The 23,417-nt window shown below is 68.7% G+C and carries 22 protein-coding genes; 9 read left to right on the forward strand and 13 right to left on the reverse strand.

The genetic code is table 11. The features are described from left to right. Window positions 1-149: 149 nt before the first annotated feature. The 3 genes from NCO8_RS32135 to NCO8_RS08735 are packed head-to-tail and all read left to right on the forward strand — an operon-like array spanning window position 150 to window position 1,622. Window positions 150-581: a hypothetical protein gene (locus tag NCO8_RS32135; RefSeq protein ID WP_210740324.1), complete on the forward strand. Its 432-nt coding sequence runs from the start codon at window positions 150-152 to the stop codon at window positions 579-581. A gap of 14 nt (window positions 582-595) precedes the next feature. Then, complete coding sequence (locus NCO8_RS08730) at window positions 596-1,237, forward strand: DUF2461 domain-containing protein (RefSeq protein ID WP_067637924.1); 642 nt, start codon at window positions 596-598, stop codon at window positions 1,235-1,237. A 55-nt stretch (window positions 1,238-1,292) separates the two neighbouring features. Then, window positions 1,293-1,622 (forward strand): hypothetical protein, encoded by a 330-nt coding sequence (locus NCO8_RS08735; protein WP_174550306.1) that lies wholly within the window; start codon window positions 1,293-1,295, stop codon window positions 1,620-1,622. Between the two features lie 69 nt (window positions 1,623-1,691). Here the strand turns inward: NCO8_RS08735 and egtD are convergent, their stop codons facing one another. From egtD to egtA, 4 genes are all read right to left on the reverse strand, one after another. Beyond that, a complete protein-coding gene (egtD, locus tag NCO8_RS08740) occupies window positions 1,692-2,663 on the reverse strand; it encodes an L-histidine N(alpha)-methyltransferase (protein WP_067637925.1) in 972 nt (323 codons plus the stop codon). Beyond that, complete coding sequence (egtC, locus tag NCO8_RS08745; protein WP_067637927.1) at window positions 2,660-3,493, reverse strand: ergothioneine biosynthesis protein EgtC; 834 nt, start codon at window positions 3,491-3,493, stop codon at window positions 2,660-2,662. Before egtC ends, egtD begins: the two co-directional genes overlap by 4 nt. Then, entirely contained in the window at window positions 3,493-4,827 is a 1,335-nt protein-coding gene (gene egtB / locus NCO8_RS08750) for an ergothioneine biosynthesis protein EgtB (protein WP_067637928.1), read from the reverse strand. Before egtB ends, egtC begins: the two co-directional genes overlap by 1 nt. An 82-nt stretch (window positions 4,828-4,909) precedes the next feature. Then, window positions 4,910-6,187 carry an ergothioneine biosynthesis glutamate--cysteine ligase EgtA gene (egtA, locus tag NCO8_RS08755; RefSeq protein ID WP_067638035.1) on the reverse strand — a complete coding sequence of 426 codons (1,278 nt, stop codon included), beginning with the start codon at window positions 6,185-6,187 and terminating at the stop codon, window positions 4,910-4,912. Window positions 6,188-6,310: 123 nt separating this feature from the next. On the opposite strand from egtA, the gene NCO8_RS08760 reads away from it, so the two are divergent. Both NCO8_RS08760 and NCO8_RS08765 read left to right on the forward strand, forming a co-directional pair. Then, complete coding sequence (locus NCO8_RS08760; RefSeq protein ID WP_067637930.1) at window positions 6,311-7,492, forward strand: aminotransferase class V-fold PLP-dependent enzyme; 1,182 nt, start codon at window positions 6,311-6,313, stop codon at window positions 7,490-7,492. Between the two features lie 192 nt (window positions 7,493-7,684). Then, complete coding sequence (locus NCO8_RS08765; RefSeq protein WP_067637932.1) at window positions 7,685-9,328, forward strand: fatty acyl-AMP ligase; 1,644 nt, start codon at window positions 7,685-7,687, stop codon at window positions 9,326-9,328. A gap of 50 nt (window positions 9,329-9,378) precedes the next feature. Here NCO8_RS08765 and pth read toward each other — a convergent pair whose 3' ends face one another. Beyond that, window positions 9,379-9,957, reverse strand: coding sequence for an aminoacyl-tRNA hydrolase (pth, locus tag NCO8_RS08770; RefSeq protein ID WP_067485516.1), 579 nt, complete (start codon window positions 9,955-9,957; stop codon window positions 9,379-9,381). Between the two features lie 20 nt (window positions 9,958-9,977). Then, window positions 9,978-10,592, reverse strand: a complete 615-nt coding sequence (locus NCO8_RS08775; protein ID WP_067485514.1) for a 50S ribosomal protein L25/general stress protein Ctc — start codon at window positions 10,590-10,592, stop codon at window positions 9,978-9,980. A gap of 321 nt (window positions 10,593-10,913) precedes the next feature. Here NCO8_RS08775 and NCO8_RS08780 point away from each other — a divergent pair, with 321 nt between their 5' ends. Further along, window positions 10,914-12,554: a peptide chain release factor 3 gene (locus NCO8_RS08780; protein WP_157104839.1), complete on the forward strand. Its 1,641-nt coding sequence runs from the start codon at window positions 10,914-10,916 to the stop codon at window positions 12,552-12,554. A gap of 21 nt (window positions 12,555-12,575) precedes the next feature. Here the strand turns inward: NCO8_RS08780 and NCO8_RS08785 are convergent, their stop codons facing one another. Both NCO8_RS08785 and NCO8_RS32390 read right to left on the reverse strand, forming a co-directional pair. Beyond that, the gene (locus tag NCO8_RS08785; RefSeq protein WP_370465680.1) at window positions 12,576-13,163 is read right to left on the reverse strand and encodes a nuclear transport factor 2 family protein; all 588 of its coding nucleotides are present in this window, start codon (window positions 13,161-13,163) and stop codon (window positions 12,576-12,578) included. 206 nt (window positions 13,164-13,369) lie between these two features. Further along, a complete protein-coding gene (locus NCO8_RS32390) occupies window positions 13,370-14,242 on the reverse strand; it encodes an Abi-alpha family protein (RefSeq protein WP_084456787.1) in 873 nt (290 codons plus the stop codon). A gap of 338 nt (window positions 14,243-14,580) precedes the next feature. Here NCO8_RS32390 and NCO8_RS08795 point away from each other — a divergent pair, with 338 nt between their 5' ends. Beyond that, entirely contained in the window at window positions 14,581-15,903 is a 1,323-nt protein-coding gene (locus NCO8_RS08795) for a DUF445 domain-containing protein (protein WP_084456789.1), read from the forward strand. After that, entirely contained in the window at window positions 15,894-16,730 is an 837-nt protein-coding gene (locus tag NCO8_RS08800) for an Abi-alpha family protein (RefSeq protein WP_067637936.1), read from the forward strand. The genes NCO8_RS08795 and NCO8_RS08800 overlap by 10 nt, the downstream gene beginning before the upstream one ends. On the opposite strand, the gene NCO8_RS08805 is transcribed toward NCO8_RS08800, so the two are convergent. Together NCO8_RS08805 and NCO8_RS08810 are read right to left on the reverse strand one after the other, a co-directional pair. Continuing rightward, window positions 16,727-18,517: an ABC-F family ATP-binding cassette domain-containing protein gene (locus NCO8_RS08805; protein WP_067637940.1), complete on the reverse strand. Its 1,791-nt coding sequence runs from the start codon at window positions 18,515-18,517 to the stop codon at window positions 16,727-16,729. The two genes, NCO8_RS08800 and NCO8_RS08805, sit on opposite strands and share 4 nt — an antisense overlap. 184 nt (window positions 18,518-18,701) lie before the next feature. Continuing rightward, window positions 18,702-19,637, reverse strand: a complete 936-nt coding sequence (locus NCO8_RS08810) for a 4-(cytidine 5'-diphospho)-2-C-methyl-D-erythritol kinase (protein ID WP_067638039.1) — start codon at window positions 19,635-19,637, stop codon at window positions 18,702-18,704. 173 nt (window positions 19,638-19,810) lie between these two features. Here NCO8_RS08810 and NCO8_RS08815 point away from each other — a divergent pair, with 173 nt between their 5' ends. Continuing rightward, entirely contained in the window at window positions 19,811-20,017 is a 207-nt protein-coding gene (locus NCO8_RS08815) for a cation transporter (RefSeq protein ID WP_067485507.1), read from the forward strand. A gap of 42 nt (window positions 20,018-20,059) precedes the next feature. Here NCO8_RS08815 and rsmA read toward each other — a convergent pair whose 3' ends face one another. From rsmA to NCO8_RS08830, 3 genes are all read right to left on the reverse strand, one after another. Further along, a complete protein-coding gene (gene rsmA / locus NCO8_RS08820; RefSeq protein ID WP_067485505.1) occupies window positions 20,060-20,941 on the reverse strand; it encodes a 16S rRNA (adenine(1518)-N(6)/adenine(1519)-N(6))-dimethyltransferase RsmA in 882 nt (293 codons plus the stop codon). 34 nt (window positions 20,942-20,975) lie between these two features. Then, a complete protein-coding gene (locus NCO8_RS08825; protein WP_067637941.1) occupies window positions 20,976-22,118 on the reverse strand; it encodes a lipase family protein in 1,143 nt (380 codons plus the stop codon). A 62-nt stretch (window positions 22,119-22,180) separates the two neighbouring features. After that, the gene (locus NCO8_RS08830; protein WP_067637943.1) at window positions 22,181-23,311 is read right to left on the reverse strand and encodes an alpha/beta fold hydrolase; all 1,131 of its coding nucleotides are present in this window, start codon (window positions 23,309-23,311) and stop codon (window positions 22,181-22,183) included. Between the last annotated feature and the right edge of the window lie 106 nt (window positions 23,312-23,417).

Below are 23,417 nucleotides of genomic sequence, written 5' to 3' on the forward strand. Positions count from 1 at the left end.
TAGCTCGTACCCGGTGAGTTACCCGTGTACTTGCGAAATCTGTGGGTCGGTTCTAAGAGCTCCGGACGGGCTCGTCGGTGCTGGGACGGGCCGTCGTTGGGCGATACTGGAGACGGTAGCCCCGCGATAGCCCGACCTGGGAGGTCTCGATGAGCACACCGCAGGAATCCGGATCCGGAGAGGGCGGGTATCGGCCTCGGCATGCCAAGCCGGAGCGGCCCGAGGTGTCGTATTCGCTGTCGGACGAGCCGGCCGAGCCATCGCATGGCGCGCACGAGGCCAAGTATCCCGGCAGGCCCGAGGTGTCCTACGGTGGGTTACCGGTCGACGACTCCGACGGTGATGTCGAGGCGCCCGGGGGTAAGACCTGGTCGACCGTGGCGTTCGTGTTCGCCGTGATCGCCCTGCTGTTCTTCCCGATCATCTTCGGTGTGCTCGGGATCGCGGCGGGGCTGTACGGGAGCAAGAAAGGTGAACCGCTCGGCAACTGGTCTGCCGTGGCGGCGCTGTTCGCGTTGCTCGCGGGGCTGGCGATCCGGGTGTTCTTCTTCGACGCCGACATCATCCCGTCACAGAACTGAGAACCACACGCACGATGAACGCTTTCACCGGTTTCCCCCTGGCCGGCCTGGACTTCTACGAGGATCTCGAGGCCGACAACTCCAAGGCCTTCTGGACCGCGCACAAGCACACCTACGACGAGGCGGTGCGGGCGCCGATGGTCGCGCTCACCGCCGAGCTGGCGGCCGAATTCGGGGACGCCAGAGTGTTCCGGCCCTACCGTGACGTGCGCTTCTCCGCCGACAAGACGCCCTACAAGACTCATCAGGGTGCGGTGGTCCACCTCTCCCCGGGTGTGGGCTGGTACGTGCAGATCAGCGCGGCCGGGCTGGCCGTCGGCGGCGGCTGTTTCCGGCCCGCGCCGAGCGCCCTGGCCGTCCTGCGCGCCACCATCGACGACGACGTGCGCGGCCGCGAGCTGGAGGGCATCCTGGCCGCGATCACGGCCGCCGGTTACGACCTCGGCGGCGAACAACTCAAGACCCGCCCCAAGGGCTACCCCGCCGACCATCCGCGCATCGGGCTGCTCCGCCACAAGTCGCTGATCGTTCGCCGCGACTACGGGGCACCCGACTGGCTCAAGACCCCCGCAGGCGTCACCGAGGTCCGGCGGGCCTGGAACGAGCTACGTCCGCTCATCGAATGGCTGGCCGCCGTCCTCGAAGGCGTCGACTGATCCGCGCGGGCGTGCCTTCCTGGCACGGGTCGGCGCACAGGCCGATACTGGCACCATGAGCCGTGAACCGCTGGACATGGACATGGGCGACGACGATCAGGCCGACGACATCATCGAATACGAACGCAATATCGAAGACCCGCCCGCGGACTACGTGATCCGCAACCGCGAAGCCGACGCCGACGGCTTCCTCGGTATCGGCGAGGAACTGTCGGAGGAATGGACCGAGCGCGGCGAGCGCCACGAGGAGATGGAAGAAGACGAGCGCCCCGCCGAAGAGGTTGCCGTCCGCGCTTTCGACGAGGACTCCCTCGACAACGCCGACCTCGACGGGGACGAGAACCTGATCAGCGGCGAAGGGGTCGCCGACGAACTCGACCTCTAGAACCGCCACGCCATGACGACCGGCTCGGTCGACATCCTGCCGACCGCGGCAGTTCCGTCGTAGCCGCGGTCAACGACGCTCGGCCAGGACGAGGGTGAAGCGGTTCTCGGGGTCGGTCCAGGTGTGGGTGGGTCCGAAGCCCGCGGTGTCCAGTTCGGCGCTGAGGGCTTCGGGGCGGAACTTGGCCGAGATCTCGGTGCGCATCTCCTCGCCCGCGGCGAAGTCGACCGTGAGGCCCAGCTCGGCGACGGTCGCGGTCATGGCTTCGGTGGCGCGCAGGCGCATTTCGATCCACTCGTTCGTGGGATCCCAGAGCGCCACGTGCTCGAACTTGTCCGGCTCGAAATCCGCGGACAGCCGGTTGTTGAGGACATGCAGGACATTGCGGTTGAACTCGGCGGTGACACCCGCGGCGTCGTCGTAAGCGGGAACGACGATCTCGGGGGCGACCACGAGGCCCGCGCCGAGCAGCAGCAGTTCCCCGGGTTCGAGAACCTCGTTGATGCCGGCCAGGAATTCGGCGCGCTCGGCGGGCACCAGGTTACCGATGGTTCCGCCGAGGAAGGCGATCATCCGGCGCCCACCCCTCGGCAGGTTGTGCAGGGTATCGGTGAAATCGCTGACCACACCGTGCACGGACAGGTTCGGGTACTCGGCCGCCAATTCGGTTGCCGCACCGCGTAGGGCTGACGCGGAAACATCCTGTGGCACATAGGTTTTCAGCGAACCTACGGCCGTGAGCGCGTCGAGGAGTAGCCGGGTCTTGGCGGCCGAGCCCGCGCCGAGTTCCACCAGTACGTCGGCGCGGGCGGCGGCCGCGATCTCGTCGACCACATCGCGCAGCAGCGCCCGCTCGGTGCGGGTGGGGTAATACTCGGGCAGCTCGGTGATCGCCTCGAACAATTCGCTGCCGCGCGCATCGTAGAACCACTTGGGCGGCAGCGACTTCGGGTCGGCGGTGAGTCCGGCGCGGGCGTCGGCTCGCAGGGCCTCGGTGAGATCGGCGTCGGTGAGGTGGATGTCCAGCAGCGGCGCGGTCATGAACGGACCCTTTCGGTGGCGGGGAATTCCAGAGCGGTGATGGTGCAGTGGCCGGGCGAGGCGGTCACCAGCTGACGATCCGCGATCGGTCGCCACCGTGGATCGTCGTCGTACGGTTCCGAGGACAGCACGGCGTAGTCGTCGGTGACCAGCACCGACAAGGCATGCCAGCAGGTGGTGGCCCAGAGTTCGGAACCGTTGCCGAGCAACAGATTCACACGGGCATTGGGCTGATGACGCAGCACGGTGGTCACCAGTAAACGCAGCGCGTCGGCCGGCGAGGTGACCGGACCGTCGGGGTCGATGGCGGCGAGCAGGGCGCGCAGCACGACCCACAGTGCCGCCGCGTCGGTGAGTGCCTCGGCGTGCAGGAACATCGAGGCCGTGGCGGACGGGTCGAGCAGGGGCGCCAAGTCGGTGAGGACGGCGGGCAGGGTGGTTCGCCACTCCTGCACGACACCGTTGTGGCTGAAGGCCCAGTGGTCGTCGGTGAAGGGGGCGCAGGCGGAGCGTTCGATCGGCATGCCGACGGTGGCCGAGCGGACGGCCGCGAGCACCGCTCGGGACTCGAGCTGCCCGAGGACCTCGGCGACAGCCGGATCGGTCCAGATGGGGGCGGGGTTGCGGTAGCGGGTCACCGCGTCGCGGGCACCGTCCATGCCGACCTCGGCCCGGCGCCACCAGGCGACGCCGAAACCGTCGGCGTTGACGGTGCCACCGGCACGCATGTCGAGCGGCGCCCAGGACTGGGCGTAGAGCGAATGCGAGCCGCGCAACACCAATTCACCGACCGCGACCGGTGGGCCGACATAGCCGAGGTGTCTGCACATCAGCGTTCGTCCTCGCGCAGGTCGCGGGCCAGCCGGAACCCGGCGAAGATCTGCCTGCGGATGGGGTGGTCCCAGTTGCGGAAGGTGCCGCGGCAGGCCACCTCGTCGGTGCCGAACGAACCGCCGCGCAGGATCCGGTAGTCCCCACCGAAGAAGACCTCCGAGTATTCGCGGTACGGGAACGCACGGAACCCGGGATAAGCCTCGAAACCGGAGGAACACCACTCCCAGACGTCACCGATCAGCTGGTGCACCCCGGTTGCCGACGCACCGGCCGGATACGCGCCGACCTCGGCCGGTTCCAGATGACGCTGACCCAGGTTGGCGGTGCGCTCGCTCGGCTCGTCCTCACCCCACGGATAGCGTCGCGACGCACCGGTGGCCGGGTCGAACCGCGCCGCCTTCTCCCATTCCGCCTCGGTGGGCAACCGCTTACCCGCCCACGTCGCATAGGCTTCGGCCTCGAACCAGCACACATGCACCACCGGCTGACGTGGCCGCAACGCGGTACGCACCCCGAAAGCCCTTCGGTACCACTGATTCCCCTCGCGCTCCCAGAACTGCGGCGCGACGAGCCCTGCCTCCTGCCGGTGCGCCCACCCGCGCTCCGACCACAGCTCACGGCGCTCGTAGCCGCCGTCGTCGATGAACGCCAGGTACTGCTCGTTGGTCACCGGGGCGACATCGATCGCGAAACCCTCGACATACACCGGATGCGCGGGTCGTTCATTGTCCAGCGCCCAGGGATCGGCTGACGTACCCATCATGAACTCGCCTTCGGGAACAACTACTTCACCGCCGATCGGAACCCGGGCAGACGGCGCGGGTGGCGCCGACAGCACCGGTGCGCCCAGACGCAACTGGTGGGTGGCCAGCATGGTTTCGTCGTGTTGCTGTTCGTGCTGAGCGATCATCCCGAACGCGAAACCATTGTCCACCAGCGGGTTCCCGAGCAGCGGACTGGATTCGAGAACGTCGAAGACCTTCTCGCGCACGGTGCCCACATAGCCACGCGCCTGCTCGGGATTCAGCAGCGGCAGCGCGGGCCGGTTCGCCCTGGCGTGCTTGAAGGCGTCGTACAGTTCGTCGATATCGCTGCGCACCGGCTCCCGGCCGCCGACATCGCGCACCAGCCAGAGCTCCTCCTGGTTGCCGATGTGGGCGAGATCCCAGACCAGTGGCGACATCAGTGGTGAATGCTGCGCCACAAGGTCGGCCTCGTCGACGCTGTCGGTGAGCACGGCGGTGCGGCGGCGCGCACGAGCGAGCACCTCGGCGATCCTGGCTCGCGTGCGTTCGCGGTCGGCATGGTCGGCGGGTGCGGAAAGTGTCACGAGCGGATCTCCGAGTGAGGCTGGGCGACAGGGATCTTCACAGCGGCAGGCAGGGTCGGGCCATCGGGCGCGCGGCGTCGATTCATCGCGAACCCTCCGAGCTCTCCAGCTGGTCCGAGGGGCTGAGTGCCAAACGACATCGACGCGCCGCGTCGGCCAATTCCTGTGCAGCGGCGGGTGTTCTGGCATGCTGTGCCGCCAGGTCGAGCACGTCCACCGCCACCTGGCGCACCTGCGGGTCGAGTAGCCCGTGGCGCGCCGCTGTGGTCCACTCCCCCGCGACCGGCGCCGCGAGAGCTGTTGCCTCGGAGACCACTTCGGGTGTCGAGAGCAGGGCGTCGAACAGGTGGATCGGGGTGGTCCAGGTATCGCCCGGCTGGGTGTCGAGATACCGCACCTCGAGGTGTCCCGAGGCCCGGACCGGCGGGAACAGGGTGGTGAGGTGGTAGTCGAGGTCGGCGCGGGTGGGGCGGCGGCCGACTTCGTCGTCGAGTGCGCCCGAGAGCCAGTCGGCGAAGGTCGCGCCCGGTGGGGGCGACCAGTCGGCGTCGGGTTCGGTGCAGCGCACGCACAGCAGTGGAACGTCGAGCGCCCAGCGCGCGTAGGCGGTGATCGGGTCGGCCCAGTCGGACACCGGGGGCCTGGTGCGGGCCGGGTCGAGGCGCAACCAGGTGCGCATACGCTGGGAAACCCAATCCCCGCACGGTATTCCGCGCAAGGTAGGCGAGCAGGCGAACGCCGCGATCAGCGCGGGCCCGAGCACGTAGAGCGCGGTCCAGCGGGCGCGCACCTCGGCCGGGTCGGCGCCCGCGTCGACGCTGACCTGGGTGGCGGCGGTATTGCACATCATCAGGCCGCCGAAGGGGCCGATGCCTGCGAACGCGCGTTCCATCGCCGCGTATCGGGGCAAGCGAAGGAGCCGCTCAGCCGGGCGGTGCGCGTCGGCGGACGCGGCGGTGACGGTGATTTCCCTGCTGGCGAGCAAGTCCCGCAAACGGGCCGCATCTGCCCGCAGATGCCGCGTGAGCTCCGCCGGATCGGCGAAAGGTGCGCTGGAGAGTTCGATCTGACCACCGGGTTCGATGGTCACCGCGCTGCCACCGGGCAGGGGAAGCGCGGGTGAGGCAGGGGCGAGGGCGGTCGGAGCATGTGGCCCGAGGGCCGAGCAGAGCTGGTCGAGCGAGGGTCGGGCGCCGGTGGGTCCGGCGGTGAGCCATTCGAGTTCGGCACCGATCAGTGTGGGTGGCCCGAGCTTGAAACAGACCCCGCCCACATAGGCCTCAGCCGCCGCCCGCGACGACAATTCGCCCTGGTCGCAGGCGGAATCCGGCCAGGAGGAACGTTCCAGGGTGACCGCCATGCCAACCTCCACGTGGTGAGCGCCGCCGGGGCTCGGCGCATGTCGTTCATTCCAGGGTAGCGAGGGCCACCGACAGAAAAAGTGTCGAGAAGCCGAACACCGATGGGCGTTAGGGTCGTCGCCATGCTGGATTTCGCCGCCATTACCGCCGCCACGCCGGGCCTTGCCGACGGCAAGGTCTTCCTCGACAGCGCGGGCTCGTCTCTGCCGCCGCGCATCGTCACCGACACCGTGATCGCCCATCTTCGTCGCGAAGCCGATATCGGTGGCTACCGAGCGGCAAACGAACGATTCGACGACCTCGCCGCCGTGAAGACCTCCATCGCCACACTGATCGGCGCCACCCCCGACACCATCGCGCTCAGCGACAGCGCCACCAGGTCATGGGCCGATTTCGCCTACTCGGTGCCACTGCGCCCCGGCGACCGGGTGCTGATCTCCGGGGCCGACTACGCGAGCAATGCCATCGCCGCGCTGCAGCGCGCCGCCGCCACCGGCGCGGTGGTCGAGCGCATTCCCAGCGACGACACCGGCCGCCTCGACACCGCTGCCCTGGCGAACATGCTCGACGAGCGCGTCCGCCTGGTCTCGCTGCAGCACGCGCCGACCAACGGCGGCCTGGTGAACCCGGTCGCCGAGGCGACCCGCATCGCGAAACAAGCCGGTGCGATCGTGCTGCTCGATGCCTGCCAATCGATCGGCCAACTGCCGATCGATGTGATCGAACTCGGTGTCGACGCCCTGTCGGCCACCGGGCGCAAGTGGTTGCGTGGCCCGCGCGGCACCGGATTCCTTTACGTGCGTAACGAACTGGCGCACACGATGGAACCCGCCCGCCTCGACCTGCACAGCGCCACCTGGACCGGCCCCACCGACTACCGCCTCGCCGACGGCGCCCAGCGCTTCGAGTTCTGGGAGTGCGATGTGGCCGCCCGCCTCGGCCTCGGCGCCGCCGTGGACTACCTGCTCGAACTCGGTCCCGACGAGGCCTACGCGGCGGTGGCCGCGGGCGCGGAATACCTGCGCGAAGCCATGGCCGACCTAACCGGCGTCACCGTGCGCGATCTGGGGACCGAGCACAGCGGCATCGTCTCGTTCACTGTCGACGGCCACGACCCGGACCAGCTGCGTGACCGGCTCGCCGAGCACGCCGTCACCGTCACCGTCAGCCGCGCCACCTCGGCGCTGCTCGACATGACCGAGCGCGCGCTGCCCGCCATACTGCGTGCCTCACCGCACTACTTCGTCAGCCGCTCCGATCTCGACCGTTTCGTCGCGACCTTGGCAACCCTGACACAGCGCTGACCGGCGGATCACGCGTTCGGCCCGCTGCCTCCGGCAGGCAATTGCCCCGGTGTGGCCAGAGCAGTCGGAGGCAGCGGCTATCGTGTTCACACAGGGGTGCCGGGGGCAATTGGGGTTAACACCGGAATCACGGGGCGGGATCTTGTTGGGAGCACGGCCGTAACCGATCGTTGGCGTAAAGGGAGTCCGACGTTGAGCAGGTTCACCGACGAAATGTTTGCCACAGCGCTGTCCAGCCCGCGTGGGCTGGTCACCGGAGAACCCGAGGCACCGCTTCGGCAGACCTGGGGGGAAATCCATCGCCAGGCGCGGCGGATGGCGGGCGGTCTCGCGGCCGCCGGGATCGGGCACGGCGATGCCGTGGGTGTGCTCGCCGGGCTGCCGGTCGACATCGCCCCTGTGTGCCAAGGGATCTGGATGCGTGGCGCCTCGATCACGATGCTGCACCAGCCGACGCCACGCACCGACCTCGCGGTCTGGGTACGCGACACCGAGACCGTCCTGAACATGATCGAGGCGAAGGCCGTCGTGCTCGGTGAGCCGTTCGCCGCCGCCGAACCGGTGCTGCGGGAGCGCGGGATCACCGTGGTCCGGGTGGCGGACCTGGCCGAGGGCGCCGACTCCGATCCGGTGCCGACCACCGAGGCCGATATCGCCCTGCAGCAGCTCACCTCCGGGTCGACGGGCTCGCCGAAGGCCGTGCGCATCACCCACGGCAACTTCTACGTCAACGCCTACGCGATGTTCAATCGCGTCAAGTTCCAGACCGACGACGACGTGATGATCAGCTGGCTGCCGCTGTTCCACGACATGGGCATGGTCGGATTCCTCAGTGTGCCCATGCAGTTCGGCGCCGAGGTGGTGTGCGTGACGCCGCTCGACTTCCTGGCCAGGCCGCTGCTGTGGGCCGAACTCATCGCCAAGTATCGCGGGACCGTCACGGCCGCACCGAACTTCGCGTATTCGCTGCTGGCGCGCCGGCTGCGGCAGGCCGAACCGGGCAGCATGGACCTGTCGAGCGTGCGCTACATGTGGAACGGCGCCGAACCGGTCGACCCGGATACCATGACGGCCCTGGCCGAGGCCGGAAAACAGTTCGGCCTCAACCCGTCTGCCCTCACCCCCGTCTACGGCATGGCCGAAACCACCCTCGCCGTGTCGATTCCCGATCCCGGTCACGGCATGGTGCTCGATATCGTCGACGCGGATCTGCTCGAGGCCGTCGGCAAGGCGGTGCCCGTCGCCGAGGACGGCCATCACGGCACGCCGCGCAAACTGCCGACCCTCGGCCACCTGGTCGACGATCTCGAGGGCCGGGTGGTCGACGACGAGCGTCAGCCGCTGCCGGTGCGCTCGGTGGGCGTCATCGAATTGCGTGGCCCTGCCGTCACTTCGGGCTATGTCACCGTCGACGGTTTCCGCCCCGCCCAGGACGCCGACGGCTGGCTCGACACCGGCGACATCGGCTACTTCACCGACGACGGCCTCATCGTGGTGTGCGGCCGCATGAAGGACGTCATCATCATGGGCGGCCGCAACATCTACCCCACCGACATCGAACGCGCCGCCCTGCGCGTGCAGGGAGTTCGCCCCGGCAATGCCGTGGCTGTGCGCCTCGACGCGGGCGAGAAACGCGAAAGCTTCGCCGTGGTAGTCGAATCCAACGATTACCAGGTCCCCGACGAGGTGAAACGCATCGAACGTGAGATCGTCCACGAGGTCTTCGCCGAGGTAGGCGCCCGCCCCCGCACCGTAGCCATTCTGGGCCCCGGCGCCCTCCCGAAGACCTCTTCGGGAAAGCTCCGCCGCACAGCGACGGCAGCCCACCTCCGCTGACGCCGACGAGCCCTCCCCGAAACCGGGGAGGGCTCATTGTCGAAAGTTCGCTAGTGCAGCTGGTTCTGGGCGGTTTCCAAACCGGCCTTCAGCAACAGCTCCACCGCATCGGCGGCCTGCTCCACGATCACCGGCACCTCTTTGCGTTCGGGGGCCGAGAACGGCTTGAGCACATAGTCAGCCGGATCCTGACGACCAGGCGGGCGGCTGATGCCGATCCGGGTGCGCAGGTAGTCCTTGGTGGTGAGGGCCTGGGAAATGGACCGCAGGCCGTTGTGGCCGCCTTCGCCGCCACCCTGCTTGAGCCGGATCGTCCCGAACGGCAGATCCAATTCGTCGTGCACCACGATCACCTGATCGACGGGCACCGAGAAGAACTTCGCCAGCGCCGCCACCGGGCGCCCGGACAGATTCATGTAGGTGCGCGGTTTGGCGATGAGGACCTGGCGGCCGTCGAGGCGGGCCTGCAGCAGATCGGCGCCGGACTTCTTGTGCACGGCAAAACGGCCGCCGACGCGCTCGGCGAGCACGTCGGCGACCAGGAAGCCCACATTGTGGCGGGTGCGCTCGTATTCGGGGCCGGGGTTACCCAGCCCCACCACGAGTGCGGGCCCGGAGGATTCGGTCATCGGCCGAACCGTGGAGCGTCTTACTCGGTCTCTTCGGGGGTGTCGCCCGCGGCGGCGGCGCCTTCACCCTCGTCGTCGAGCTGAGCGGCCGACGGCGCCTGGATCACGTTGACGACCAGGATCTCCGGCTCGCCGGCCAGGGTGACGCCCTTGGGCAGCGCGATGTCGCCCGCCTGGATCTGGGTGCCCGCCTCGACGCCCTCGACCGAGACCTCGATGCTCTCGGGCAGGTTCATCGCGTCGGCCTCGATCGACAGGCTGTTGAGTTCCTGGGTGACCAGGGTGCCCGCGGCGGCATCGCCGGTGACGACGACGTTGACGTCGGCGACGACGCGCTCGCCACGCTTGACGATCAGCAGGTCGGCGTGCTCGATGTAGCGACGGATCGGGTGGACAACGACCGACTTGGTCATCGCCAGCTGCTCCTTGCCGTCGATCTTCAGGCTCAGGATGGCGTTGGTGCCGTGCAGACGCAGGATGGCGGCGAAGGCCTTGGCGTCCAGCGACAGGTGCTGCGGCTCGGACTGGTGGCCGTACAGCACGGCGGGCACGTTGCCGTCGCGACGGGTACGGCGAGCGGCGCCCTTACCGAATTCGGTACGGACGGCGGCTTCGATCTGGTTCACGTCGGACATGACTGATGCGCTCCTACGGCTCTTCCGGGCTGGTCAAGGGCGACCCATCTACCGGGGTCGGGTGGTCTGCTCGTCGGACGAAGAACGAACGAGGACGACCGGAAAGGCCGAGCCGCGTCGATCACGGTGAGCACACGGGGTGCGACTCACCCTCGCCGAGACAACCCGACCACCATACCGCACCCGATCGGCCGACCTGAAACCGCTCCAGCTTCGAACTCCCAGCCCCCACGCCCCGACCCTGAGGAGGGGGCGCGACCTCGAGCGCGCCGGCGCTCCAATAAACTCGATTGGTTGCCGACCACTGCGAGAGGTTCTGTGTTGACCGAGTCCGGAGAGAGCGCCGTCCCCACTCCGCGCGGATTGCCCGCCGAGGTGGCCCGTCGCCGCACGTTCGCCGTGATCTCGCACCCCGACGCGGGTAAGTCGACGCTCACCGAGGCGCTGGCCCTGCACGCGAAGATGATTTCCGAGGCGGGCGCCATCCACGGTAAGGCCGGTCGCAAGTCGACCGTGTCGGACTGGATGGAAATGGAGAAGGCACGCGGTATCTCCGTGAGTTCGACCGCGCTGCAGTTCAATTACCGTGCGGCCGGTTCGGATGTCGACAGTGTCATCAATCTCGTCGATACGCCCGGTCACTCCGATTTCTCCGAGGACACCTACCGGGTGCTCACCGCGGTCGACGCCGCGGTGATGCTGATCGACGCCGCCAAGGGCCTCGAGCCGCAGACGCTCAAGCTGTTCCAGGTGTGTCGCCACCGTGGCATCCCGGTGATCACGGTGATCAACAAGTGGGACCGTCCGGGCCAGGCACCGCTGGAACTGCTCGACGAGATCAGCGAGCGCATCGGCCTCACCCCGACTCCCCTGTTCCTCCCGGTCGGTATCGCGGGCGACTTCCGCGGTCTGCTGCGCCGCGGGCCCGAAGGTGAGGCGACGGAGTACATCCACTTCACCCGCACCGCCGGTGGGGCGACGATCGCCCCCGAGGAATCGCTGACGCCCGCCGAGGCCGAGGCACGCGAGGGCGAGGCGTGGACCACCGCCGCCGAGGAGAGCGAACTGCTCTCGGCCACCGGGCAGGACCACGATCAGGAACTGTTCCTCGCCGGGCAGACCTCGCCGGTCATCTACGCCTCGGCGATGCTGAATTTCGGTGTGCGCCAACTGCTCGAGACCCTCGTCGCGCTGGCGCCGGCACCCGGCCCGCGCGCCGATGTGAACGGCAAACCCCGCGAGACCCGTGACCCGTTCAGCGCGGTGGTGTTCAAGGTCCAGGCCGGTATGGACACCGCCCACCGCGACCGGTTGGCCTTCATGCGCATCGTCTCGGGTGAGTTCGAACGCGGCATGGTCGTGACGCATGCCCAGACCGGTCGCCCCTTCGCGACGAAGTACGCGCTCACGGTGTTCGGCCGCGAACGCACCACCGTCGACACCGCCTACCCCGGCGACGTGGTCGGTCTGGTGAACGCGACCGCCCTGGCACCGGGACACACCCTGTTCGTGGACAAGAAGGTCGAGTTCCCGCCGATCCCGAGCTTCGCGCCCGAGCACTTCGCGACGCTGCGCGCCCAGAGCGCGGGCAAGTACAAGCAGTTCCGCAAGGCCATCGACCAGCTCGATTCCGAGGGCGTGGTCCAGGTGTTGCGCAACGACGCGCGCGGTGACGCCTCGCCCGTGCTGGCCGCCGTCGGACCCATGCAGTTCGAGGTGGTCACCGCCCGGATGCAGGCCGAGTTCAATGTCGAGACCCAGCTCGACTTCCTCGCCTACACCCTGGCCAGGCGCACCGATGCCGAGTCGGCGCCGGAGCTGGACCGCCAGCGCGGAGTCGAGGTGTTCACCCGCACCGACGGCGCGATCCTCGCCCTGTTCAGCGACAAGTGGCGGCTGCAGTACATCGAGAAGGAACACCCGGATCTCACCCTCGAGCCGCTGGTGGCCACGGCCGACTAGCTGTCTGGGCCGGGAAGGCGGCTACTCCTCCGGTTCGCGTTCCACCCGGGAGACGTCCTGGGAGATCATGCCCCAGCGGCTCGCGGTGAGCCGCAGACTCGGCAGGTCGCTGAGCGAGAGGACCACCTCGTAGGTGCGTTCGTAGCCGGTGTGGGCGATGCGCCAGTAGCCGTCGTCGCAGCGCACGTAGCGGTCGGTGTAGAACGCGGCGCCGTGTAGGCACATGTTGTGTTCGGGGATGAGCACGGTGTCGGCGAGATACCAGGTGCCGGTGGCGGTATCGCCGTCGACATCGATCTCGGGGTGGTCGCACCGGTGCTCGGTGATGACGTGCGGGCCGAGGGTGTTGCGCAGGAAGGCGAGGAAGGCCTCGCGCGACTCGAACTGCAGGTATTCGCTGTAGGTTGCCGTGGCCTCGGGCACGAGGGTGTCGGCGAACTCGTCCCAGGACTTGGTGTCCAGCGTGCGCAGGTAGCGGAATTTGAGTCTGCTGATCGCGGTGACGTCGTCGGGGTGCTCGGGCGGGCGCGGCTTCGGTTGCTCGGGCGGCGCGGCGGCGGGCTGTTCGTCGTCGGCGATCACACTGTCCGTCCCGTGCCCGGCGACCAACGGCTCCTCCGCCCCGGGTAACAGCGGCCCCGAGCGTTCACGACGCACATCGACCTCCTCGACGCGCGCGTTCACAGACCCGGGCCCTTGCTCCATGCCTCCACGATCCCACCGGATCGCCCACGCGAGGCGGATCTGTACCCGATCGCTACCCCTGTCGAAACCGGAGTGTGACCTGCGCCCGCTCGGGCCCCGGACTGTCTGGGCTAGCCGATGGTGAAGCAGGTGCGGCAGAAGTCCTCGCCGAATTCCGAGAGGCGAAGGCTCTTGCGCACGATCTTCGGCGCGCGCCCGGCCTTCTTGAGCGCCTCCTCGACGACCGGCTGCACCTCGAGCACCATGTAGCGGCTCAGCACCACCGGGTCGTCGGAGGTGAGGGTGAGACCGAGGCGGTTGAGGTTGATGAGGTAGGAGCGGGCCCGGTCGGGATAGCGCACGCCTGCCTGTTCGGGCACCGAGGTGAGGTCGCCCTGCACCAGTTCCGAGCCGATGCCGAGCGGGCGGTTGGTCCGCACGTCGACGGCGGGCTGCGGGCCGTTGAGGGCCATGAACCGCAGGATGCGGGCCTCGTCGGGGGCGATCTCGTCGAGGATGCGGTCGTAGGCGGGGTGCACGTCCTCGGTGAAGTACACGTCGGCCGAGCGGGCCAGCAGCGCATCACCGCGGCGGCGCAGTTCCTCGGTGGTGGTGGAGCGCAGGTACGGGCCGACCGCGAGGGACTGCTGGCCCGAACCGTTGGTGGTCGGCACATAGCTGACGATCTCGCGCACCGAACCCTCGGTGACGCCGAGTGCACTGCGGGCGATCGAGCGCAGCGCGTTGCCGGTGCGCTCGGCGATATCGGCGGACGACTCACCGTCGAGCGCGGCCTGCGCCAGCTCCTTGGTGACCTCGTAGGTGGTGCCGACGGCCCACTGGCTGCCGCGCACGGCGGTGCCCGCGGCCAGTCCGGCCGCCCGGAACACCCCGCGGATCAGGCGGGCTTCGTTACTGATCTGTCGCTGCTCGACATCCGAGCTGCGCTCGACGGCGCGGGTACCGGCACGGGCCAGGTCCTGTCCGGTCCTGTCGTCTGTCAACGTCCTACTCCGAAGTCTCGCCGTGGACAACGATCGCCCACCAGATTATTGCCCGACCACGCTCCAGGCACAGTGCGATCTACCGCGCGCCCCTGTCCGCGCCTCGATTGTGGCCTGTCACGAAATGTGGTGATGGTCATTGTTCCGATTCGGTGGGCCGAGTGCGGCATCCGCGACAGGTTCTGTGACTGATGTCTCAGACACTACCCTGTGGCCTGGAGCACGGCGAATGGACCCGGTTCCGTACCTCACAGTAGGGTCACCTCGCCGCGGGGGTGCTAGTTTTTGAACGCCGGTGAAGGCGGTGGTCACCGGGTATCGGCAGGAGGGTGTCGTCAGTGTTGGAAAGTGTGTTCGGTATACATCCGACGCTCCTGCTCGAAATTCTGACCATCCCGTTGTTCACAGGCGTCATCGGTTACATCACCAACTGGACCGGCATTCTCATGCTGTTCCGGCCGCTCGAGTTCCACGGCGTCAAGCTGCCCGGCCTGCGCACGGTGTTTCCCTACCTGCCCAAGCGAATTCAGGTGCTGCCGCTGCTCAGTTACGACGGCCGCATCGGCTGGCAGGGCATCGTCCCCTCCCGGGCCGACAAAATGGCGAGCATCGCGGTCGACAAGGGTCTGTCGAAACTGGGCAGCGTCTCCGACTTCTACCGCGAACTCGAGCCGGACAAACTCGCGGAGCATCTGGCCCAGGTGGCCGACGCGCAGATTCGCGACATCGTCGAGGTGATCCTGCGCCGTGAGCATCCGCAGCTCTGGTACAACCTGCCCACCCAGGTCAGGGAGATGATCCACCAGCGGGTGCGCTCGCAACTACCCGAGATCCTGCGCGAACTCACCATGGAACTCGGCACCAATATCGATCAGCTGCTCGATGTGAAGCAGATGGTGATCCGCTATTTCCAGGCACGCCCGCAATTGCTCAACCAGTTGTTCCAGGTGCTCGGCGCCAAAGAACTCCGGTTCATGCAGAATTTCGGTTTCTATTTCGGCGCGCCCTGCGGCCTGCTGCTCGTACTGGCACTGCACACCACGTCGCTCTCGCCCCTGATCGTGCTGCCGCTCGGCGGCATCGTGATCGGCTGGGTGGTGAACTGGGTGGGTCTGAACATGATCTTCGCGCCCGCCGAACCCAAGTGGTGGTGCCCGTGGCGGCAGGGTCTGCTCATCAAGCGTCAGCCCGAAATCACTTCCGGCTACGCGGCTTTGGTGTCGACCGAGGTGCTCACCGTCGCCAATATCGGTGACGAACTGCTCAACGGCCCGCGCTCGGACCGCACGCTGCAGATGCTAGAGGACACGCTGCGCCCGGCCGCCGACCGCGCCCTCGGCCCGGCCAGGCCCGCGGTGAAGTTCATGCTCGGCAGCCGCGAATACGACTCGCTGCAGTCCACCCTCACCGCCGAGGCGATGACGATCGCGCCGATGGCCTTCGCCGACCCCGAGTTCAATGTCCAGCAGGGCCGCCAGGTCAACGAATTCATCGCCCGGCAAATGTCCGCGCTTTCGCCGCACGACTTCGTGGACATGCTGCGTTCGGCGATCAAACAGGACGAATGGTTGCTTTTCGTCCATGGCGGCGCGCTGGGGCTCATTGCCGGATACGCTCACATCCTGGTCTTCGGAACAGGAGTAGCGACGACATGGATGTAGACGACGGACCTCCGTCCACCGAACTGGTGCGACGGTCGGTGCCGTCGCCCGATGCCCGCCGCGGCGTGCTCCCGGTATCACCGGTGCGCACCGCCCGCGCGGCGACCGGTGTCGCGCGCGTGGCGATCACCGCCGCGTCGGGGATGACGATGTGGACTCTAGACACCGCCCTCGGTGTCACGGTCACGGTGCTGCGCGGCAGTATCGCGGGCGCACCGCCCGCCGAGGTACTCGCCGACGCGCAGACCGAAGTACGCGACCGGCTGCGCAACGCCCTCGGCCTTCCCCAGAGCGGGGAACAACACGGTGGTCCGGGCATGCCGACGCTGCGCGAACAGGGCGCCGAACTGCTCCGCCTGTCGGCGAGTACCCATGCGGTGGCACCGGATTCGCATCCGGCCTACCCGGGCATCCTCGCCGAGATCACCCCCGACGAGGCGCGCATCCTGCGGTTTCTGCACGTGGACGGACCGCAGCCGTCGATCGACGTGCGCACCGGACGTCAGCGGGCGTTCGGCGGCGAACGCCTCATCAGCGGTCTCACCATGCTCGGTGAGCATGCGGGCCTGCGCTTTCCGAACCGGGTGCCGCAGTACCTGCCGAACCTGCGCAGGCTCGGGCTCATCGAGTCCACCCGCGAGCCGGTGGGCAACCCCAGCCGCTACCAGCTCATCGAGGCGCAGGAACAGGTGCGAGAGGCGTTGAAGCGCGCGAGTTTCGGCACCAAGGTGAGCTACCGCAGCATCGTGCTCACCGAGTTCGGCGCCGACTTCGTCCAGACCTGTCTACCGGTCGTGATCAACGACGGACGAGAGACCGCAACCTAGCTTTCGGCCAGCTCGGCGAGTTCCATCCAGCGCTCCTCCGCCGCTTCCTTCTCCGCGACGACCTCTTTGAGCTCGGTGTTGAGCTTGACGAGTTTGTCCGGGTCGGTGGCGGCGTCGGCGAGGGCGGTGTGGAGTTTCTGCTCGCGCTCGTCGAGCTTGGCGATGGAACGTTCCAGGCGCGAGAGTTCCTTGCGCGCGGCACGGCGGTCGGCCGAATCCGTCGACGTGGCGGTCGACTTGGTGTTGATCGGCTTGGCGGCGTCGGTCTGCGCGGCGCGGCGGGTGAGGTACTGGTCGATCCCGCCGGGCAGGTTGGTGAGCTTGCCGTCGCCGAACAGGGCCCAGGTGGAGTCACAGATGCGTTCGACCAGGTAGCGGTCGTGACTGATGACCACGAGGGTGCCCGCCCAGTTGTCGAGCAGGTCCTCGAGCTGCTGCAGGGTGTCGATATCGAGGTCGTTGGTCGGCTCGTCGAGCAGCAGCACGTTCGGTTCGGCCATCAGGATGCGGGTGAGCTGCAGGCGACGGCGTTCACCACCGGAGAGGTCACCGACCGGGGTGCGCTGACGGGCAGGGGTGAACCCGAGCCGCTCGGCGAGCTGCCCGGCCGAGATCTCCTTGTCGCCCAGCATGATTCGCTGCGCGATCTGCTGCACCGCCTCCAGCACACGCATATCGGTGGGCAGGTCGTCGAGTTCCTGGCGCAGCCAGCCGATCTGCACGGTCTGACCCTGGATCCGCTTGCCCGCGGCCGGTTCCGCGTCGCCGGCCAGGGCGCGCAGCAGCGTCGTCTTGCCCGAACCGTTCACGCCGACGAGACCGACCCGTTCGCCGGGCGCGAGCCGCCAGGTGAGATCGCTGACCAGCTCGCGGCCGTCGGGGGTGGTGAGGGTGGCGTCTTCGAGCTCGATCACCACGCGCCCGAGGCGTTTGCGGGCGAAGGCGGCCAGCGAGACGGAGTCGCGCGGCGGCGGCACATCGGCGATCAGCGCCTCGGCGGCCTCCACGCGGTAGCGCGGCTTGGACGTGCGGGCCTTGGCGCCCCGGCGCAACCAGGCCAGTTCCTTGCGGGCCAGGTTGGCGCGGCGCGCCTCGGAGGCGTCGGCCTGACGGGCGCGTTCGGCGCGGGCGTAGATCCAGTCGCCGTAGCCGCCCTCGTAGGTCTCCACCTTGCCGCCGACGACCTCCCAGGTGCGGGTGGCGACGGTGTCGAGGAACCAGCGATCGTGGGTGACGACCACCAGCGCGGTACGACGGGCGATCAGATGCTGGGCCAGCCACTGCACACCCTCGATGTCGAGGTGGTTGGTCGGCTCGTCGAGCACCAGCAGGTCGAGGTCGCGCACGAGCGCGGCGGCCAGCGCGACGCGGCGGCGTTCCCCACCGGACAGGTTGGTCACCGGGGTGTCGAGGCCGAGGTCGGCGATGCCGATGCCCTCGAGCACCGTGCGGATGCGCGCGTCGGCGGCCCACTCGTGTTCGGCGATGTCGACGGTCGACAGATCGTCGGACAGTCCCGCGAGCACGACCGACCCGATCGTCGCCCCTTCGGGCAGCACACCGCGCTGGGTGACCACGGCCATCCGCAGCCCACCGACCCGGCTCACCCGGCCGCTGTCGGGCGGTTCGAGACCCGTCAGCACCTCGAGCAGCGTGGTCTTACCGCCACCGTTGAGACCGACCACCCCGATTCGTTCCCCGGCGTGGATACCGAGGGAGACGTCATCCAAGAGCGGCTTGATGCCGAAGCTCTTGGAGACTTGTTCGAGGTTGATCAGGTTCGACATTTCCGCCTCTCCGCGAATTCAAGCCAGACATAGGTGGCGGGGGCACGGCGCGCCGGCGGCCGACAGGCGGAACGCGGGGCCAGTTAGCCCGTCCCCGATGAGTTACCCATGTTCTTGCGAGATCTATTGGTACGAATCGTAGAGGATGCGGCGCCAGCCGCCCGCGGCAGCTCGGTGACGGCGGTCAGTGCTTGGCCTGCGGCTCGTGGTCGAGCACCCGTGCGCCGGGGACCGGGCCGCTCGCGGTACGCACGCTGCGGCACACGCCCGCACCGGCCAGCTCGGCGGCCACCGCGATGGCCGCTTCCTCCGTCTCGCAGAGGAACGCGCAGGTCGGGCCGGACCCCGACACCAGCCCGGCCAGCGCACCGGCTCCGACCCCGGCACGCAGGGTGCGGCGCAGTTCCGGTTTCAGGGAGAGGGCGGCTGCCTGCAGGTCGTTGCCGAGCAGCGGGGCGAGGGCGTGTGGGTCGCCTGCGGCCAGGGCCTGCAGGAGTTTCTGCGGGTGGCCGAGGCGCGGCGGGTCGCCTTCCTCGCGCAGGCGGTCGAGTTCGCGGAAGACCGACGGGGTGGACAGCCCGTCCTTAGCGAGGGCGAGAACCCAGTGAAAGGTGTTGCGCGACAGCACCGGCAGCAGCTGTTCACCACGACCGGTGCCCAGTGCGGTGCCGCCGTGCAGGGCGAACGGCACGTCGCTGCCGAGTTCGGCGGCGACCGAGGCCAGTTCATCGCGGCCGAGGCCCAGGTCCCACAGCTCGTTGAGCCCGACCAGCGCGGCGGCCGCGTCGGCGCTGCCGCCCGCCATGCCACCGGCCACCGGGATGCCCTTGGCGATGGCGATCTCCACCAGTGGCGCACGCCCGGCCAGGTGAGCGAGCGCGACGGCGGCCTGCCAGACGAGATTGGTCCGGTCGGTGGGGACCTGTGCCGCGCCCTCCCCCGTCACCCGGACGGTGAGTGAGGCGGCGGGGGCCAATCGTAGGTCGTCGGACAGGGATAATGCCTGGAAGACCGTGGTCAGGTCGTGGTACCCGTCGGCGCGCAGATCACCGACTCCGAGATGCAGATTCACCTTCGAAGGAGCGCGCACGACGACCGGGCTGGGCACAACTGACAGCACGATCACCAAGCGTAACCGGTAGTACCGACGAGTATGGGCGCAGAAACGGCCGACCGGTCGGTGGGTATCCGCGATGGACGAACCGAGGGCTTGCGCTCAGTACCCATGGGGGGTATGTTCGTTGGTGTCGGGGGCATACCCCGGGACCGTATATTCGAGCGAAGGAGTCGGCCATGGCCACCACCACTTACACCGTCACGGGGATGACCTGCGGACACTGCGTGAGCTCGGTCAAGCAGGAGATCGGCAAGATCGACGGCGTCACCAGCGTCGACGTCGACCTGGCCAGCGGACTCGTGCGCGTCGACAGCGCGAACGAGGTGTCCGAGGCCGAGGTGGCCGCCGCCGTCGACGAGGCGGGGTACGAACTCGCCCGCTGATCCTGCTGTGGCCCGCACCGACGGGGTGCGGGCCACAAGGGTTCAGCCCTGAGCAGCCAGTTTCACGAACGCGGCGGTCTCGAGAGTCTCACCACGCGCCGTCGGATCGATACCCGCGGCGACGAGCCTGCGCTCGGCCTCGGCGGGCGAACCCGCCCAGCCGGACAGCGCCGCCCGCAAGGTCTTTCGCCGCTGGGCGAAGGCCGAGTCGATCACCTCGAACACCCGCCTGCGATGCGCGTCGTCCATCGGCCACGGCGGCTCGGCATACCGATCGATGCGGACCAGGCCCGATTCCACCCGCGGCACCGGCCAGAACACCTGGGTACCCACATGACCCGCGCGCCGGACCTTGCCGAAGAAACCCGCCTTGACGCTCGGCACCCCGTACACCCGGTTGCCCGGTTCGGCGGCGAGCCGGTCGGCCACCTCGGCCTGCACCATCACCAGCGAGACCTTGATGCTCGGCAACTCGGCGAGCAGGTGCAGCAGCACCGGCACGGCCACGTTGTACGGCAGGTTCGCCACCAGCGCGGTGGGTTCGGCGGGCAGCTGATCGGCGCGCACACGCAGCGCGTCGGCCTCGACCACCCGCAGATTCCCGACCAGGTCGGGAGCGCGATCGGCGACGGTTTCGGGCAGGTAGTTCGCGAGCACCGGGTCGATCTCCACGGCGACCACCTGGTCGACCACATCGAGCAGGGCCAGCGTCAGCGAGCCGAGACCGGGGCCGACCTCGAGCACCGTGTCGCCGCGACCGACACCCGCCGCGGACACGATGCGCCGCACCGTGTTCGCGTCGTGGACGAAGTTCTGCCCGAGCTGTTTGGTCGGTCGCACGCCGAAGCGTTCGGCCAGCGTACGAACCTCGGCGGGGCCGAGCAGCGCGGCGGGACCACGAGCGGAATTATCGGGTTCGGGCACTGCTAGAACTTACCAACCTCGCCGATCGGGCAGCTCAGCGCTGTGGTGGGGCGGCATTGACGCGGGCGAGGAAGGCATCGATGGCATCGAGCTGGGCCGGTGTCACCGAGCCGTGTGTGCCGGTGCCGGGCAGCACCTGGTGGTCCACTCCGTTCACGGCGAACTGAGCGACCAGCGCCGCGTGCAGCGGGGACGGGACGATCGTGTCGGTGACGTTCATGGTCAGCAGGATCGGCGCGTCGTAGCCGCTGGTCGGCAGGGCCATGTAGGCCGCGAGGGCGCCACGCAGCGGTTCGATCGGGCGGACGAACATATCGCGCGAGGTCATCCCCTTGGTCTCGGCGACGATCGTGTCGAGGCACTGGCCCGCGGCCGCGTCGATGACGGCCTTGCCACGCGGCGTGAGGTAGGAGTCCACGTCGAGTTCGGGGTGGGTGGCGCGCAGACCCGCCAGGATGCTGACGAGGAAGATCGTGCTCCCCGGCGGGCCCGGCACGTCCGGTCCCATGAACGGCAGGACCTTCTCGACATCGGAGGCGGCATCGATGGCGACGGTGCCCCGGAAATCGAGTTCGGGAGCGTAGGAGGACTGCACGTGTGCCGAGCTCAGCGCCGCGTGCCCGCCCTGTGAGGTACCGACCACGCTCCACGTGCGCGACAGACCGGGTTCGGCGGCGCGGGCCGCGCGGACCAGATCGATGGTCGCGGTCGCCTCGCTGCGCACCTCGAGATACGGATGCGGACCGGTGTCGAAGCGGCCCAGGCCCAGGTAGTCGGGCGTGACGACGGCGAAGCCCTGCTCGACGAAGCGTTTGATGAGCCGGTCCTCGGCCGCGCGCTGCGCCGGGAACGGCGCGGTCTCCGGGTCGGCCTGACCGCCGCAGCCTCGGCCGGAGCCGGAACTGCCGTGGTCGTAGGCGATGATCGGCCAGCCGGTGGCGGGTGCGTCACCGCTCGGCAGGAACAGGGCACCGCTGGCCGGGCGGGCGACGCCGGCGGAGTCGGTCATCCAGTACTCGATGGACGAGCCGCGATCCAGGCCGTGCCAGCCCGCCGCCTCGGCCTGCGCCGAGATGAGCGAGCCGGGCGTTTCGGCGGAGGCGGGAGCCAGACCGGCGAGCAGCGCGGCGGAGGTCAGGGCCGCGACAACGGCCGCTCTGATCGGCTTGTCAGACATGGACTCGTCTCTCCACCAGGGGGATCATGAACTTGGACGAGTGTACAGATAGGTGGTCGGGATCAGCGTGCTCGAGCCAGGAATTGATCGATAGCCACCCACATCGCCGGGCTCAGCTGGGTATGACTCCCCGTGCCGACCACCGTCTCGAATGCCACGCCGCCCGCGGCGAACTGCGCCGCGAGCGCCGCGTGCAGCGGGGACGGCACCGTCCGGTCGGTGGCGTTCACCAGCAGCAGGATCGGTGCGTCGTAACCGCTGGTGGGCACGGCCATGTAGTCGGTCATCACCGAGCGCAGCGGTTCCTCGCCGAGCGAGCGCGACAGCAGGTCGCCGAGGTAGAGATCGGCGACCCGGTCGTCGATGGCGTCCTGGCACAGCGTGCCGATCTCGTCGAGCACCTGCCGACCGAGCGGGCTGAGGTAGCTGTCGACCTGCGCCTCCGGCCGGGCCGCACGCAAGCCGGCGAGAATGCTCGCCGAGAAACCGAGGGTGCCGCCGCTCACGCGGTCCGGGTTACCCGGGCCGAGCAGCGGGGCGACCTTCTCCACATCCGAGGCCGGATCGACGGCGATGGTGCCACGGAAATCCAGCTCCGGCGCGTAGCTCGCCTGCCGGTGTGCGGTGGCAAGCGCGGCATGCCCACCCTGCGACATGCCCGATGCCAGCCACACCGCCGAGAGCTCCGGATGCACCGACCGGGCGGCGCGCAGCAGATCCAGCGTGGCGGTCGCCTCGGTATCGATGTCGAGGTACGGATGCGGCCCGGTGTCGAACCGACCGAGCCCCAGATAATCCGGGGCAACCACCGCGAACCCGCGCGACACAACGTGCCGGATGAATTCGTCTTGTCCCACTTGCGATTCCGGCCACGGCGCCCCCGCCGGTTCCGATTGCCCACCGCAGCCGGAACCGAGCCCGGTGGTGCCGTGGTCATAGGCGACGATCGGCCAGCCGCCCTCGGGCGCGGTGCCGTCGGGCAGATACAGCACGCCGCTGGCCGGCTGGGTCGTCCCGCCGACTCCCCTGGTCGAGTAGTCGATGATCTCGGCGTCCAGCCCGCGCAGCACTGCGGGCATCACCGCGAGCACCTCCCCGGGCGACTCCGCGCGCGCACCCGGCGCACAGATTCCGAGTCCCACCGAAACTGCCACCGCCGCAGCAGCGCATCGCAACGCCGAAACACCGCGCATCTCAACCACCCGTCGACTCGTCCGAAGCCGACCCCGCCGCACGAGCACAGCAGACCCGGCGAAACGAGAGCACGCTACCGCACGGCAATCCCCCGCCGTGACAGCG

Source organism: Nocardia coubleae NBRC 108252 (assembly GCF_001612805.1).
Lineage (GTDB): Bacteria > Actinomycetota > Actinomycetes > Mycobacteriales > Mycobacteriaceae > Nocardia > Nocardia coubleae.

Coding starts and splice junctions, on each gene's coding strand:
- NCO8_RS32135 (WP_210740324.1), top strand. CDS start 150: ATGAGCACACCGCAGGAATCCGGATCCGGAGAGGGCGGGTATCGGCCT.
- NCO8_RS08730 (WP_067637924.1), top strand. CDS start 596: ATGAACGCTTTCACCGGTTTCCCCCTGGCCGGCCTGGACTTCTACGAG.
- NCO8_RS08735 (WP_174550306.1), top strand. CDS start 1,293: ATGAGCCGTGAACCGCTGGACATGGACATGGGCGACGACGATCAGGCC.
- egtD (WP_067637925.1), bottom strand. CDS start 2,663: ATGACCGCGCCGCTGCTGGACATCCACCTCACCGACGCCGATCTCACC.
- egtC (WP_067637927.1), bottom strand. CDS start 3,493: ATGTGCAGACACCTCGGCTATGTCGGCCCACCGGTCGCGGTCGGTGAA.
- egtA (WP_067638035.1), bottom strand. CDS start 6,187: ATGGCGGTCACCCTGGAACGTTCCTCCTGGCCGGATTCCGCCTGCGAC.
- NCO8_RS08760 (WP_067637930.1), top strand. CDS start 6,311: ATGCTGGATTTCGCCGCCATTACCGCCGCCACGCCGGGCCTTGCCGAC.
- pth (WP_067485516.1), bottom strand. CDS start 9,957: ATGACCGAATCCTCCGGGCCCGCACTCGTGGTGGGGCTGGGTAACCCC.
- NCO8_RS08775 (WP_067485514.1), bottom strand. CDS start 10,592: ATGTCCGACGTGAACCAGATCGAAGCCGCCGTCCGTACCGAATTCGGT.
- NCO8_RS08800 (WP_067637936.1), top strand. CDS start 15,894: ATGGATGTAGACGACGGACCTCCGTCCACCGAACTGGTGCGACGGTCG.
- NCO8_RS08805 (WP_067637940.1), bottom strand. CDS start 18,517: ATGTCGAACCTGATCAACCTCGAACAAGTCTCCAAGAGCTTCGGCATC.
- NCO8_RS08815 (WP_067485507.1), top strand. CDS start 19,811: ATGGCCACCACCACTTACACCGTCACGGGGATGACCTGCGGACACTGC.
- NCO8_RS08825 (WP_067637941.1), bottom strand. CDS start 22,118: ATGTCTGACAAGCCGATCAGAGCGGCCGTTGTCGCGGCCCTGACCTCC.
- NCO8_RS08830 (WP_067637943.1), bottom strand. CDS start 23,311: ATGCGCGGTGTTTCGGCGTTGCGATGCGCTGCTGCGGCGGTGGCAGTT.